12 protein-coding genes and 1 pseudogene are annotated in these 13,585 nt (G+C 64.5%); 8 read left to right on the forward strand and 5 right to left on the reverse strand.

Annotated elements, in window-relative coordinates; all coding sequences use genetic code 11:
- The first annotated feature begins 23 nt into the window (after window positions 1-23).
- Genes F3J19_RS31280 through F3J19_RS31290 form a run of 3 tightly spaced genes read left to right on the forward strand, consistent with a single transcriptional unit; the run spans window position 24 to window position 3,774 of the window.
- The gene (locus tag F3J19_RS31280; protein WP_167050200.1) at window positions 24-1,055 is read left to right on the forward strand and encodes an iron ABC transporter substrate-binding protein; all 1,032 of its coding nucleotides are present in this window, start codon (window positions 24-26) and stop codon (window positions 1,053-1,055) included.
- On the forward strand, window positions 1,056-2,660 hold the full coding sequence (locus F3J19_RS31285; protein WP_167050202.1) for an iron ABC transporter permease: 1,605 nt from the start codon (window positions 1,056-1,058) through the stop codon (window positions 2,658-2,660).
- A 49-nt stretch (window positions 2,661-2,709) separates the two neighbouring features.
- The gene (locus F3J19_RS31290) at window positions 2,710-3,774 is read left to right on the forward strand and encodes an ABC transporter ATP-binding protein (RefSeq protein WP_167050204.1); all 1,065 of its coding nucleotides are present in this window, start codon (window positions 2,710-2,712) and stop codon (window positions 3,772-3,774) included.
- Window positions 3,775-3,863: 89 nt separating this feature from the next.
- On the opposite strand, the gene F3J19_RS31295 is transcribed toward F3J19_RS31290, so the two are convergent.
- Window positions 3,864-4,721, reverse strand: coding sequence for a LysR family transcriptional regulator (locus F3J19_RS31295; protein ID WP_167050206.1), 858 nt, complete (start codon window positions 4,719-4,721; stop codon window positions 3,864-3,866).
- Window positions 4,722-4,836: 115 nt separating this feature from the next.
- On the opposite strand from F3J19_RS31295, the gene F3J19_RS31300 reads away from it, so the two are divergent.
- The gene (locus F3J19_RS31300) at window positions 4,837-5,766 is read left to right on the forward strand and encodes a DMT family transporter (RefSeq protein ID WP_167050208.1); all 930 of its coding nucleotides are present in this window, start codon (window positions 4,837-4,839) and stop codon (window positions 5,764-5,766) included.
- Between the two features lie 35 nt (window positions 5,767-5,801).
- Here the strand turns inward: F3J19_RS31300 and F3J19_RS31305 are convergent.
- The 3 genes and pseudogenes from F3J19_RS31305 to F3J19_RS31315 form a co-directional block, all read right to left on the reverse strand.
- A pseudogene (locus tag F3J19_RS31305) lies at window positions 5,802-5,918 on the reverse strand (sugar ABC transporter permease YjfF); the annotation flags it as partial.
- A 287-nt stretch (window positions 5,919-6,205) separates the two neighbouring features.
- Entirely contained in the window at window positions 6,206-7,192 is a 987-nt protein-coding gene (locus tag F3J19_RS31310) for an ABC transporter substrate-binding protein (protein WP_240159379.1), read from the reverse strand.
- A gap of 192 nt (window positions 7,193-7,384) precedes the next feature.
- The gene (locus F3J19_RS31315; protein WP_167050210.1) at window positions 7,385-7,984 is read right to left on the reverse strand and encodes an alpha-ketoglutarate-dependent dioxygenase AlkB; all 600 of its coding nucleotides are present in this window, start codon (window positions 7,982-7,984) and stop codon (window positions 7,385-7,387) included.
- A 170-nt stretch (window positions 7,985-8,154) separates the two neighbouring features.
- Here F3J19_RS31315 and F3J19_RS31320 point away from each other — a divergent pair, with 170 nt between their 5' ends.
- Complete coding sequence (locus F3J19_RS31320) at window positions 8,155-8,739, forward strand: malonic semialdehyde reductase (RefSeq protein ID WP_167050212.1); 585 nt, start codon at window positions 8,155-8,157, stop codon at window positions 8,737-8,739.
- Window positions 8,740-8,940: 201 nt separating this feature from the next.
- Here the strand turns inward: F3J19_RS31320 and F3J19_RS31325 are convergent, their stop codons facing one another.
- Window positions 8,941-9,285 (reverse strand): hypothetical protein, encoded by a 345-nt coding sequence (locus F3J19_RS31325; protein WP_167050214.1) that lies wholly within the window; start codon window positions 9,283-9,285, stop codon window positions 8,941-8,943.
- Window positions 9,286-9,792: 507 nt separating this feature from the next.
- Here F3J19_RS31325 and F3J19_RS31330 point away from each other — a divergent pair.
- The 3 genes from F3J19_RS31330 (at window position 9,793) to F3J19_RS31340 (ending at window position 12,682) form a co-directional block, all read left to right on the forward strand.
- Window positions 9,793-10,956, forward strand: a complete 1,164-nt coding sequence (locus F3J19_RS31330) for a metallophosphoesterase (RefSeq protein ID WP_167050216.1) — start codon at window positions 9,793-9,795, stop codon at window positions 10,954-10,956.
- Between the two features lie 601 nt (window positions 10,957-11,557).
- The gene (locus F3J19_RS31335; protein ID WP_167050218.1) at window positions 11,558-12,265 is read left to right on the forward strand and encodes an MgtC/SapB family protein; all 708 of its coding nucleotides are present in this window, start codon (window positions 11,558-11,560) and stop codon (window positions 12,263-12,265) included.
- A gap of 162 nt (window positions 12,266-12,427) precedes the next feature.
- Window positions 12,428-12,682: a GlsB/YeaQ/YmgE family stress response membrane protein gene (locus F3J19_RS31340; protein WP_167050220.1), complete on the forward strand. Its 255-nt coding sequence runs from the start codon at window positions 12,428-12,430 to the stop codon at window positions 12,680-12,682.
- The last annotated feature ends 903 nt before the right edge of the window (window positions 12,683-13,585 follow it).

The raw sequence follows: 13,585 nt of genomic DNA on the forward strand, positions 1-13,585 counted from the left end.
TAATCAGAACGGAATTCCGCAACATGGCTCATTCCTGGTTTGCCACCCGCCTGCGCGCGCTCGGCAGCGTGGCCGCGCTCTCGCTCACCGCTTTCGCGACGCTGCCGTCGGCGGCACACGCGGCATCGATCACGCTCTATAACGCGCAGCACGAGCAGGTCGTCAATCTGCTCGCCAAGGACTTCGAGAAGCAGTCCGGCATCTCGGTGAAAATCCGCAACGGCGAAGGCCCGGCGCTCGCCGCGCAGATCGTCGCGGAAGGCACGGCCTCGCCCGCCGACGTGTACTTCACCGAGAACTCGCCGGAGCTGATGCTGCTCGAGGAAAAGGGCCTGCTCGCCAAAACCGACGCAACGACGCTCGCGACCGTGCCCGCGCGCTTCAATTCGCCAAGCGGCGCATGGGTTGCCGTGACCGCGCGCGAAAGCGTGCTCGCCTACAACACGGCGAAGCTGCAACCGGCGCAACTGCCGCAGTCGGCGCTCGATCTCGCGAAGCCGGAATGGAAAGGCAAGGTCGGCATCGCGCCGAGCGACGCCGACTTCCTGCCGCTCGTGAGCGCCGTGCTCGCGCTGAAGGGCGAAGAGCAGACGCTTGCCTGGCTCAAGGGCCTGAAAACCAACTCGCAGATTTTCGACGACGACGAAGGCGTGGTCGCCGCGGTCAATCGCGGCGCGGTCGCGACCGGCCTCATCAACAACTACTACTGGTCGCGTCTGCATGCGGAGATCGGCGACGCGAAAACGCGCAGCGCGATCTATCACTTCGGCCACGGCGACGTCGGCGCGCTCGTCAATGTATCGGGTGCGGGCGTGCTGAAGTCGGCGCACAACGCGGACGGCGCGCAGAAGTTTCTCGCCTATCTGGTCGGCGAGCGCGCGCAGCAGTTGATGGCCAATAGCCACGTGATGTTCGAGTATCCGCTGCACGCGGGCGTTGCGCCGGACCCGGCGCTCAAGCCGTTCGCGGAACTGACGCCGCCCGCGCTGACGATCCAGCAACTCGGCGACGATAGCCAGGCCGGCAAGCTGCTGCGTCAGGCGGGCCTGCTGTAAATGAGCGAAGCACTGTCAGCCGGTCCGCCGGCTGTCTCCCCGCCTCCGGCGCGCATGCGTTCGCGCGCGCCGCGCGGTCTCTTCGCGGCGGCGGCACTCAGCGCTTTGCTGGTGCTGCTGCCGATTGCGTTTACGTTCTGGCGTGCCGCGAGCTTCGGCATCGGCGAAGCGCTCGATCTGATCTGGCGGCCGCTCGTCGGCGAACTGCTCGTCAACACGTTGCTGATTGCCGTTGCGACCACGCTCGTCTGCGCGGTGCTCGGCACGGCGGCCGCGTGGTTCGTCGAACGCACGTATCTGCCGGGACGCCGCGCGTGGGCCGTGCTGTGCGCCGCGCCGCTCGCGATGCCGGCCTTCATTTCGAGCTATGCCTGGGTGTCGCTGAGCGAGAACCTGCAGGACTTCAACGGCGCGCTCCTCGTGCTGACCTGCGCGTATTTTCCGCTCGTCTATCTGCCGGTTGCTGCCGCGCTGCGCGGCATGGACCCGGCGCTCGAAGAAAGCGCGCGCGCGCTCGGCTGCAACCGCTGGACCAGCTTCATGCGCGTCGTGTTGCCGCAACTGCGCCCCGCGCTGCTCGGCGGCATGCTGCTCGTCGCGCTTGGGGTGCTCTCCGAATTCGGCGCGTTTACGCTGCTGCGCTTTCGTACCTTCACGACGCAGATCTACGCCGAATTCCGCACCGGTTTCGACGGCGGCGGCGCCTCGCTGCTCGCGTGTCTGCTCATCGTCATCTGTCTCGCCGTGCTCGCGTTCGAGTTTCGCGTGCGCGGCGCGGCGCGCTACGAGCGCGTCGATCGCGGCACGCGCCGCGCGGTGCTGCGCTATGAACTCGGCGCATGGCGCTGGATCGTCGTCGTGGGCTTCGCGCTGCTCACGCTCGCGACGCTCGGCGTGCCGCTCGGCATGATCGGCTTCTGGCTCACGCAACCGGGCGCGGCCGCCGTCACGCCCGCCGACGTATCGCCGGAACTGCTGTGGAACGCGACGCTGTCGTCGCTCGGCTTCGGCCTCGCCGCCGCCGCGCTGACCACGCTGCTCGTGGTGCCGCTCGCGTTTCTGCTGGTGCGCTATCCGACGCGTTGCGCGACGCTGTTCGAGCGCAGCGTGTTTCTCGCGCAAGGCGTGCCGGGACTCGTGATCGCGCTCGCGATCGTCTCGCTCGCGGTGCATGCGCTGCAGCCGCTCTATCAGAGCGCGACGCTGCTGGTCGTCGCGTATGCGATCCTGTTCATGCCAGTCGCGCTCGTCAGCGTGCGCGCCGCGTTCATGCAGGCGCAGCCGCGTCTCGAGGAAACCGCGCGCGCACTCGGCCTGAACTGGCCGCAAACGCTCGTGCGCGTGATCCTGCCGCTCGCCGGTCCGGGCCTCGGTGCGTCGGCGGCGATGGTGTTCATCTCGGTCGTCACCGAACTGAACGCGACGCTGCTGCTCTCGCCGCTCGATACGCAAACGCTCGCGACCCAGGTCTGGGCCGACACCTCGACGATGGCATTCGCCGCGGCCGCGCCGTACGCGGCGCTGCTCACGGGCATTTCGCTGCTCGCCTCGGGACTGCTGTTCGCGCTGTTCGGCCGCTCGGCCCTGCTCGGCGAGCGCGCTTGAACCATGTAAGCCATCGCCGGCCTTTATCTTCGGACTCCATCGGATTTTCATGAGCGAACTTCGTATCCGCGGACTGCGCAAATCGTTCGACGGCCACCCGGTGCTGCACGGCATCGATCTGTCGGTCGAGCGCGGCACCCTGCTCGCGCTGCTCGGTCCGTCGGGCAGCGGCAAGACGACGCTGCTGCGTCTGCTGTGCGGCTTCGAGCGCGCGGACGGCGGCAGCGTCGAGATCGACGGACGGCGCGTGGCCGGCGACGGTCTGCACGTGCCGTCGGAACAGCGCCGCATCGGCTACGTGCCTCAGGAAGGCGCGCTGTTTCCGCATCTATCGGTCGCGGACAACATCGTGTTCGGCCTGCCGCGCACGCAGCGCCGCGCGCGCCATCGCGTCGCCGAACTGCTCGAACTGGTTGGCCTGCCCACGCATTTCGGCGAGCGTGCGCCGCAGCAATTGTCGGGCGGTCAGCAGCAGCGCGTCGCACTGGCCCGTGCGCTCGCACCGGCACCGACGCTAGTGATGCTCGACGAGCCGTTCTCGTCGCTCGATGCGGCGCTGCGCGTCGAGACGCGCCAGGCGGTCGCGAGCGCGCTCGCCGCAGCGGGAGCGACGGCGGTGCTGGTTACGCACGATCAGTCCGAGGCGCTGTCGCTCGGGCATGAAGTTGCGGTGCTATGGAACGGCCGGCTGATCCAGACCGCGACGCCCGAGGCGCTGTACCGGCGGCCCGTGACGCGCGAGCTCGCGTCGTTCGTCGGCGAGGCGGTGTTGTTGCCGGGCATGGCGCAGCAGGATCGCGCGAGTTGCGAGCTCGGCGATCTCGCGCTGGCCGCGCCGCTCGCGTCCAGCGGCCATGGCGCGGTCGACGTGATGCTGCGGCCCGAGCAGATCCGCCTGCTGCGTGCCGGCGAAGCCGCGCGTGACGGTGCCGCGCATGATGCGCTCGTCACCGAGGTGATCTTCCAGGGGCAGGACGCGAGCGTCGCGCTGCAATTGCAGTCCGCCACGCGGACGATGGTGCGCGCACGCGTGCCCGGTTATCTGTGTCCGCAGCCGGGGGAACGGGTACGGCTAACGGTCGAGGGCGAGGTGACGGCTTATCCGCGTGATTAGGTAGGGCTGCGTATAAAGCGCCACCTGCAAGAGCTACCTTAAGGGCTACCCATAAGGCACGGCGTAAAAGGTCCGCGCGGAACCGCGCCCTAGCGCAACGACAGATCCTGCACCATCTGCTGCGCCAGATAATCGCAGGTCGGCCGGTCCGATTTCGCGCTACGCGCGACCACGATTTCGAGCGGTGCGATCTTCGGCAGCCCTTGTGCCTCGCCGAGCATCGCGAGCCGCGGCGGCACGCTGCAACGCGTGAGCGCGATCACCGACAAACCCGCGTCGACGGTCGCGACGAGCCCCATCAGGCTCGCGCTGCTGAACGCCGCGCGATAGCGGATACGCGCGCCGTCGAGCGCGGCCAGCGTGTGCTGACGCGCGACGCAGCCCGGCTCGTAGAGTCCCACCGGCAACGGCGACGCCTTCAGCACCGCCGTATCGGCCGACGCGCCCACCCACACCATCGGTTCGCTGCGCACGAATTCGCCGCGCAGCTTGCGGTCGCGCGTGACGAATGCGAGGTCGATCTTGTTGTCGGCGAGCATCGGCGCAAGCGCGGTACTTTGCGCGCAGACGATCTCGATCTCGACGCGCGGGTACAGCGTCGCGAAACGCCGCAACACCGGCGAGAGCAAGGACGACACGTAATCGTCCGGCGCGCCGAGCACGACGCGCCCGGTCACCTCGGGCCGCACGATCGCCGCCCACGCCTCTTCCTGCAACGCGAGCGCGCGCCGCGCGTATTCGAGCAGCGTATTGCCGGGCCGCGTCAGCGACAGGTTGCGCGTGTTGCGCGCGAACAGCGTCGTGCCGAGCATCGCTTCGAGCCGCTTGATCTGCATGCTGACGGCCGCCTGCGAGCGATGCACGCTCGCCGCCGCCTTCGTGAAGCTGCCCGCTTCCACGACCGCGACGAAGCTGCGCAACAGATCGACGTCGAATTCAGGGTTCACGATTTATCAATCCAGCTTATGGGATTGCTCAATTTAATTCGTTTGCGATGAGGCCGCAAGCGGCGCAATACTCGGGCTCATCACCCTGGTTCACGACCCTATGGAGCCGCTTCGCATGTCCCTCAGCCAACGTCAACAAGGCGCGCTCACGCTCGCGAGCGGCGGATTGCTGATGGGCACGCTCGGCGTGTTCGTCGAGGAAGCGCGGCTCGATGCGCTCACGCTCGTGTTCTTTCGCTGCCTGTTCGGCTTTCTGTCGCTGGCCGCGTATTGCGCATGGCAGGGCTTTTTCACGCGCGCGCAGTTTACACGCCGCACGGTCGCGCTTGCGCTGATTTCAGGCGTACTGATGGTTACGCAGTGGGTCGGTTTCTTCGATGCGATTCATCGCACGAGCATCGCGGTCGCGACAGTCGTGTTTCATGTGCAGCCGTTCTGGGTCGTGCTGATCGGCGCGGCGCTTTTCAACGAGCGGCTCGGCGCGGACCGGCTCGGCTGGATCGCCACCGCGTTCGTCGGACTCGTGCTCGCCTCGGGCGTCGCGGCCAGCGGCAACCTGCAAGGCCACACGAGCTATCTGATCGGTCTCGGCGAGGCGCTGTTCGGCTCGCTGCTGTACGCGAGCGTCACGCTGATCGCGAAGAGCCTTGGTGAGTTGCGCCCGCATCTGCTGACGCTCGCGCAGTGCGCGGTCGGCGTGGTGTGCCTGCCGCTTATTGCACCGCTCATCGCGCCATTGACGCTCACGCATATCGGCCCGTTGCAATGGTTCTGGCTGATCGGCATGGGCGTGCTGCATACGGGGCTGTCGTACGTGCTGATCTATGGCGCGCTGCCGAAACTGAGCACGCCTGTGATCGCGGTGCTGCTGTTCGTGTATCCGCTCACCGCGATCGTCGTCGATGCGCTCATGTATCACCGCGCGCTGTCGCTGCCGCAACTCGCGGGCATGGTGCTGATCGTCGCGGCGAGTCTCGGCGTCAATCTCGGCTGGCCGTTGCTGTCGCTCTTGCATTCGGGCGGGCGGCGGCCTCACGCGGAGTGAGGCGCGCCAGCCTCGCCGTCGCCAGCCGCCGCGCTCGTGCCACCCCGCCGCCGCATCGGCTTCGCATGCCGCTCGATCAGGCGCGGCAACAGGCAGAACGCGCACAGCAGCGCGCCGATCACGATCCGCGTCCACCACGAACTGAGCGTGCCGTGCGTGCGTGTGGTACGTGCCATTCATGCCGCGGTACGGCTGCCCCGCTTCAAATGCGGATGGGATCATGGACCTCGCTCGCCTGGCAAGGCGCGGGTCGGCAGGCTCAGGGGCTCGCCGACGAAAAGAGACCGCCCGCTGCCGAAGCAGCCCGGGCGGTCAGGTAGCACCACTGGAGAAACCGGTTCGCTCTGCCCGTACTGCGCGCCTCCCGTGCGCCGGCCGTGGCATCGTCCGGCGCCGGTCGGTGAGCGGGGACCGCCGTCGCGCTCCCGCCCATGTCGCGTCAGTATTTACGCTTCGGCAGCGTCTCCGCGGCCACGCTCATCGGGAACACGGTCTCTTCCGTGACGATGCGCTTGGGCAACTGCTTGCCGGCCACGATGTCCTTCACGGCCGTCATCAGCTGCGGCCCGAGCAGCGGGCTGCATTCGACGTCGACGTTCATCTTGCCCCCGGCCATCGCTTGGAAGCCGCCCTTGGTTGCGTCGAACGACACGACGGCGATGTCCTTGCCCGGATGCATGCCGGCTTCTTCCATCGCCTGGATCGCGCCGAGCGCCATGTCGTCGTTATGCGCATAGACGACGTTGATCTTGTTGCCGTAGGTCTTGGCGAACGCTTCCATCACCTGCTTGCCGCCGGCGAGCGTGAAGTCGCCGCTTTGCGACGCGATGATCTTGAACTTCGGATCGTTCTTGATGACTTCCATCAGACCCGCATGGCGATCGTTGGCCGGCGCCGAGCCGACCGTGCCCTGCAGTTCGGCGATATTGATCGGCCCCTTGTCGTTCTTGTAGTGCTCCTCGAGCCAGCGGCCGCCGCGCCGTCCTTCTTCGAGGAAGTCCGAACCGATCATCGTCACGTAGAGCGACGGGTCTTTCACGTCGACGTTGCGGTCGGTCAGGATCACCGGAATGTTCGCGGCCTTCGCTTCGCGCAGCACCGGTTCCCAGCCCGATTCGACGACCGGCGAGAACGCGATCACGTCGACTTTCTGCGCAATATACGAGCGGATCGCCTTGATCTGGTTTTCCTGTTTCTGCTGTGCGTCGGAGAATTTGAGCTTGATGCCGGCATCCGCCGCCGCTGATTTCACCGATTCGGTATTGGCCGTACGCCATGCGCTTTCCGCGCCGACCTGTGCGAAACCGAGCGTAATCTGCTTGCCTTCGGCATGAGCGCCGGACGTCGCCAACGTCAGCGCACCGAGACTCGCGGAAAGTGCAAGCGCGCCCAGAGCGCGACACGCGGCACGTCGTCTATTCGCCATGACTGTCTCCTGATTGTTGTGTAGACGACCCGGCGACCTGTCCAGCCCTCGCGGCCCTCACGGTGCGCGGATCGTGATGTAGCGTACTGTGCGACGCGTTAACCGTCCAATCATATGATTCGCGTCGTCGATATCAATTTTGGTATAGCGCACGGGTCGGTGTATCGAGTCGGCGCACGGTCATTCGCGGAATTACCGTGGCGCGACTCCCGGCACGATCCAGCGAAACGTCAGATTGATGCGCTCGCCGCTCACGCCCGGCTCCTTCGGCACCCGGTGGCGCCACTCGGCCTGCGTGTCGCCCTTCATCACGAGCAGGCTGCCGCCCTTCAGCGAGAACGACTGCATGCGGCCGCTGCGGTTGTGCCGCAGATCGAACGTGCGCGCGACGCCGAGACTGACCGACGCGATCACCGGCCGGCTGCCGAGTTCGCGCTCGCGGTCGGCGTGCCAGCCCATGCTGTCGGTGCCGCTGCGGTAGCGGTTCAGCAGCACGCTGTTAAAGCGCACGCCGCTCGTCGCCTCGGCGGCGGCCTTCAGTTCGGCGACCGCGGGCGTCCACGCTTGCGGCACGTTGCGGATGCCCGAGTAGACGTACACGGCATCCGGCTCGCCCTGCCACGCGGTCAGACGCGGCAACGCGACACGGCCGGCCGGCGTGCCCATCATGTCCTGGCGCCACTCCACCTCGCCGATCAGCCGCGCGAACCGTTGCGCGGCATCGGCCGGCGCGAGCCAGTCGGGATACCAGTCGACGTCGGGCGTCGGCAGGTCGTCGAAAAGATCCGTCATCGATAAGTTCGGCTTCGAGTTGAATGCGGGCGGGTGCATGAAAACCCCGGCTATTATGGCGGCAAGCATGACGACAACGCGTGCCCGCCGACGCCCGCGCCTTGCTCTGTCATTCGACGCGGTATGCCGCGCCCTTCCCCGGCTCGTTTTCCTTCGCACGGAGCAGGCTCATGATTCTTTCCGACCAGGCGCTCGATCAGCTCTTTCGCGAAGCGCGCACGCACAACGGCTGGCAAGACAAACCGATCGACGATGCCGTGCTGCACCAACTCATCGAACTCGTGCTGCTCGGCCCGACCTCGGCCAATTCGAGCCCGGGCCGCTTCGTGTTCGTGAAGACGCCCGAAGGCAAGGAAAAGCTGCGTCCAGCGTTATCGGCGGGCAATCTCGAGAAGACGATGGCCGCGCCGGTCACGGTGATCGTCGGCACGGATATGGCGTTTTACGAGTATCTGCCGAAACTCTTTCCACATGCGGATGCGCGCAGCTGGTTCGTCGGCAACGAGCGCGCGATTGCCGATACCGCGTTTCGCAACTCGACGCTGCAAGGCGGCTATCTGATTCTCGCGGCCCGCGCGCTCGGCCTCGATACGGGTCCGATGTCGGGCTTCGATGCGGCCAAAGTCGACGCGGTGTTCTTCGCGGGCACGACCGTGAAGGCGAACTTCTTGATCAATCTCGGTTACGGGGATGCGTCGAAGCTGTTCCCGCGCAGCCCGCGTTTTTCATTCGACGAAGCGGCGCGGATTGTTTGAGGCGCGAGGTGCGTTGAAGCATTTGTTGTGAGCGTGTGCGCTGTGAGCACGTGTGTTGTGGCGCGCTGCGGTATGTCGCTGTTGCATGGCCGTTTGTCGCTGTGAGCGGACGACGTGTCTCGCGCATGGTGCGGCGCGCAAAGCGACGACACAGCGGACGGCGGGGCGAGTAGCGCTTCGTGCACCGTTGATTGGCCTCGCTCAGGTCATCATCGCGATATAAAACACCACCGTGCCGATCAGCGCGCCGACGAAGCAGAAGCCTTCGTCGGCTTCGTCGCCGCTCGAGCGCAGCCATGCGCCGACCGCACCGAACAACCCCGCGATACCGAGCGCGACGCTCACCATCACCACATAGAACAGCGCGTCCTTGCCCAACTGCGAGAAGTCGATGTCGCGCACGCCGAGGTAGAGTGCGATTGCCATCAGCGAGATGCCGACCAGCGGCAGCATCACGTGACTGCCCTCGTGCCCGACGCGATGTACATGATGAGGATGCGCGTGGTGCACATGGTGGAACAGGTGGCCCGATTTGAGCAGCTTCATGGTGCGTCCCCCCCGACCGATCTCTTTCCCGGCGACAGAACCAGTCGTGACCGCCCCGCGCGACCCACGCGGCAAGCTCTGCCGTGACCTTGCAATGCCGCTGCCGTGACCGGAGACAGACTGGTTTGCTTCAAGAATAGTCCACGCGCGAATACAATTCAAAGCCCATTTAATTAGCTTGCCTGGACATTAAAATGCGGCGCGGGTGGGCATACGAATGGCCGGTCGTCGGGTATTTAGCGAGCCCGTGTCTGTAGATGTGCCGTGGAGATAGATGCCCTGAACATATCGCGAGGCGGTGCTGGGCATGTGTGCCGCGTGCCGCAAGGGCACATGCTTCGCTCATGATCGGCCGAGGATCCGCCCATGATTTGCACGACTTTCGCGGCGTCGGCAAAGGCTCGGACATGCCGGTAGAATAATTCGCCGCGTTCGCGATCCCGCGCGTGCGTCGCCCGTCAACCGATTGCCGCTGCGCCTTCGCCCCTTCCCGCCTCGATCTTCTCTATGCGTCTTTCATCGTTTCTAGTTCGCCTGATCCTGATTGGCATCCTGATGCATCTCTACGTCGGCGTGCGCCTGATTCCCGCTCTGCCGATCGACACCACCGGCCGCTGGCTGTGCGTGCTGTGGCTCGTCGCTTCGGTCTTCCTGATTCCGCTCGGCATGATGGCGCGCCGCATCAAGCGCCAACCGCTCGGCGACCGGCTCGCGTGGATCGGCTTGCCCGCAATGGGCTTCTTCTCGTCGCTGCTCGTGCTGACGTTTGCGCGCGACCTCGTGCTCGCTTCGCTGCTTGCGGTCGATGCGATCTGGCCGAACACATTGGCGCTCGCGCATTGGCGCGCCGGCTCGGCGGCGGCCGTGCCGGTACTTGCGTTGATCTCGACGCTGATCGGCTTCTTCAACGCGCGCCGTCGCGCGCGCGTGGTAACGATCGACGTGCCGATCAACGATCTGCCGCCCGCGCTCGCGGGCTTCACGATCGTGCAGATCAGCGACATCCACGTCGGCCCGACGATCAAGGTGCGTTACGTCGACGCCATCGTCGATGCGGTGAACCGCTTGAAGCCCGATCTGATTGCCGTGACCGGCGACATAGTCGACGGCAGCGTGCCGCGACTGAGCCGACATACGCAGCCGTTGTCGCGGCTCACTGCACGGCATGGCGCGTTTCTCGTCACGGGCAATCACGAGTACTACTCCGGTGCGAACTCGTGGATCGACGAATTCCGTCGCCTCGGCCTGAACGTGCTGCTCAACGAACACGTCGTGGTCGATCACGAAGGCGCACGCGCCGTGATTGCCGGCGTCACCGATTACTCGGCGGGCCATCATGATCCCGCGCATCGCAGCGACCCGGTTGCGGCGCTCGCCGGCGCGCCTCGCGACGTGCCGCTCAAGGTATTGCTCGCGCACCAGCCGCGTTCCGCCGAAGCCGCCGCGGCGGCCGGCTTCACGCTGCAGCTATCGGGCCACACGCACGGCGGCCAGTTCTTCCCGTGGAATTTCTTCGTGCGATTCCAGCAGCCGTTCACGGCGGGCCTCGCGCGCCTGAACGGACTGTGGGTCTACACGAGCCGCGGCACCGGCTATTGGGGACCGCCGAAGCGGCTTGGCGCGCCTTCTGAAATCACACGTTTGCGGCTCGTGCCGGGTGGGCCGGGTTGAGTTCCGGGTAAGGCTCGTCGAATCGTGCCGCATCGGAGCGCATGAGCACATGCCAGCGGATGAAATAGCAAGCTCAAAAAAGCAAAACGTAATGCACGGGGTGAGCGTTATTCTCGAATACCCGGACGGTATTGTTCAATGAACAACGTCAATATTCGGAGTCGCAACTAATATCGCCGCCTCTTCACAACGCCACCGCCAATACCTGGTTGAAAGTCGTTGCGCAGAACCTGTACCGTGCGTTCGAGGCTTGACCAAGCGTTGTGCAACCGCCTAAAATTCGCCCACTTCAATTAACCGGAACCACGATCTTGGACAGTAGCAGTAGTACTTGCCGAGCTTCGCTTCGCCCGATCGCCTGATCGGCAGGATTTCCGCGTCAGTCTTTCTGTCGCCGTCCTGCTTCCTGGCTCGACGGCGCACGTCGCTTTTTTCCGCTCACTTTTTGTGTTGCCCGTGCAGCGCGCTTGCGTTCGCGTGCTTTGCCATGCATGACTACGGTCGTCCTTCAAACCGGCGACGGTAGACGACGCGCGGCTGTCACGCGTAGGCTTCACACTGCGCCAACCGCGCGGCAACCACACGCCAACCTTTCTGAACGATGACACTCGATTTCTTCCTGCGGCTTCTCACCGCGTTCGCCTGCGGCGTCGCCATCGGCCTCGAACGGCAGATACGGCAGCGCAATGCCGGGCTGCGTACGATCACACTGGTCGCGAGCGGTGCGTGCCTGTTCGTGACGCTCGGCGTGCTGACCGGCAACGGCGTGAGCGGCATTACGCAGATCGCCGCCTATGTGGTGTCCGGCGTCGGCTTCCTCGGCGGCGGCGTCATCATGCGCGACAAGGGCTCCATTCAGGGGATCAACACGGCAGCCACGCTGTGGTGCTCAGCGGCGGTCGGTGTGTTGAGCGGCGCGGGACATTACGGGCCGGCGCTCGCGGGCACCGTGATCGTGCTGCTGACCAACACCCTGCTGCGCGAAGTCAGCCGCATGATCAACTCGACGCCGGTTTCAAACGCCGATCTCGTGCGCGAGTACATGCTGACGATCGTCTGCCTCGAAGCCGACGAGATCCACATTCGCACCGCGATCTCCAACTCGATGTACTCGGCGCCGCTGTCGTTCCAGAGCTTGATGAGCGAAGATGTCGAGAACGAATCGGGGCGCATCCGCGTAACGGCGACGCTCAAGATGCATCCGAAGGATCAATCGAAGCTCGAACAGATGGCAAGCCGCCTCAGCATGGAAAAGAGCGTCTCCAGCGTCAGCTGGACGGCCCGGGAAGTGGAGCCGACCCCCGAGTGAACCGCAGCGCGTCGATCCCCTTTATTGGCGCGCATCGTCTACACTTAACTTGCTGAAGATTCAGACAATGTTAATTCAGTGTCCTGAACATGGACTGCCCCATAACCTTCGACTAAGCTCTATCACCGTGATTTTTTCACACTCAACCATGGAGTCTCGAATATGGAACACGGCGTCATTGCATGGCTCATCATCGGCGCGATCGCAGGCTGGCTCGCGGGTGTACTCGTCAGAGGCGGCGGCTTCGGTCTGATTGTCGACATCATCGTCGGGATTGTCGGCGCGTTCATCGGCGGATGGCTCGCCGGCGTACTGCATATCTCGCTCGGCGGCGGCTGGATCGGCTCGATCATTACCGCCGTGATCGGTGCGGTCATTCTGCTGTTTATCATCCGGCTCATCCGACGAGGCTCTTGAGCCAGGCATCTGATGTCCTGAAGCGCCAGCTGGTTTTTCCCGCTGGCGCTTTTTCTTTTCAGAGCCAACGGGCAGGCGAATCGCTTCGGGATGGGGGCCGGCTTGCTGTATGCGAAGGACAAGCCGGTTGCGATAACTTGCGAATTCGCTGAATACCTGCATTGGCCAATAGCGTGACTGATGTGCTGGTAGCGAACGCAACCTTACCAGTAGCCAGTAGCCAGTAGCCAGTAGCCAGTAGCCAGTAGCCAGTAGCCAGTAGCCAGTAGATCGACTATCGAGTCCTGTAGGACTTCAGAACAAATTTCCTAGCAGGCATCGAAAGGTGCATAGACAAAATCAGTCAACAACCAATACGAATGAAGTACAGATAGTTCGGGATGCGTTGCAGGTCGTGACGTTTACGCGGTCCGCGTGTACTGCGTGCTGCATGCCTCACGCGAGCCATGTGGCCGAGCGTACTGAAACGAGTGCGTGCTCGAGTGCTGGCCTGCCGAGTCGTTCGAAGAGTTGCGCCAGATCGTCACAAGCGTGCTCGCTAACGTTGCACCAGCAAGGTTGAAGGACATTGCATAAGCAGAGCGTTCTACTTCGCTGCACACATATATCACAAAGCGATGTATTTCGAGCAAAACGCATATTCAATGTAAATATCACGTCAAAGCATGCTCCACGTGTCTCCACGCCTCCTCTGTACAGGCTTATGATGTACCAACCGAGACCTTACGCATCACGAGTGTCCAATCCAGCATACGCCGGTTTTTCCGCTTCACGGCCGGGGGATTGTGGAGAACGCGGGCGGCATGACGCCCGGGTCCGTTCGAACGCTGCGGCTTCGGGATCCGGCGGCGTATCCCTGACGCCGTAAACGGCCGGACCCCGGCACTCAGAGTGAGAAGCCGG

Origin of the sequence: Burkholderia sp. Ax-1724, assembly GCF_011752995.1 — a bacterium.
GTDB lineage: Bacteria > Pseudomonadota > Gammaproteobacteria > Burkholderiales > Burkholderiaceae > Paraburkholderia.

Bases quoted from the DNA above. Each gene is read 5' to 3' on its own strand.
- F3J19_RS31280 (WP_167050200.1), top strand. From the start codon at position 24: ATGGCTCATTCCTGGTTTGCCACCCGCCTGCGCGCGCTCGGCAGCGTG.
- F3J19_RS31285 (WP_167050202.1), top strand. From the start codon at position 1,056: ATGAGCGAAGCACTGTCAGCCGGTCCGCCGGCTGTCTCCCCGCCTCCG.
- F3J19_RS31290 (WP_167050204.1), top strand. From the start codon at position 2,710: ATGAGCGAACTTCGTATCCGCGGACTGCGCAAATCGTTCGACGGCCAC.
- F3J19_RS31300 (WP_167050208.1), top strand. From the start codon at position 4,837: ATGTCCCTCAGCCAACGTCAACAAGGCGCGCTCACGCTCGCGAGCGGC.
- F3J19_RS31310 (WP_240159379.1), bottom strand. From the start codon at position 7,192: ATGGCGAATAGACGACGTGCCGCGTGTCGCGCTCTGGGCGCGCTTGCA.
- F3J19_RS31315 (WP_167050210.1), bottom strand. From the start codon at position 7,984: ATGACGGATCTTTTCGACGACCTGCCGACGCCCGACGTCGACTGGTAT.
- F3J19_RS31320 (WP_167050212.1), top strand. From the start codon at position 8,155: ATGATTCTTTCCGACCAGGCGCTCGATCAGCTCTTTCGCGAAGCGCGC.
- F3J19_RS31325 (WP_167050214.1), bottom strand. From the start codon at position 9,285: ATGAAGCTGCTCAAATCGGGCCACCTGTTCCACCATGTGCACCACGCG.
- F3J19_RS31330 (WP_167050216.1), top strand. From the start codon at position 9,793: ATGCGTCTTTCATCGTTTCTAGTTCGCCTGATCCTGATTGGCATCCTG.
- F3J19_RS31335 (WP_167050218.1), top strand. From the start codon at position 11,558: ATGACACTCGATTTCTTCCTGCGGCTTCTCACCGCGTTCGCCTGCGGC.
- F3J19_RS31340 (WP_167050220.1), top strand. From the start codon at position 12,428: ATGGAACACGGCGTCATTGCATGGCTCATCATCGGCGCGATCGCAGGC.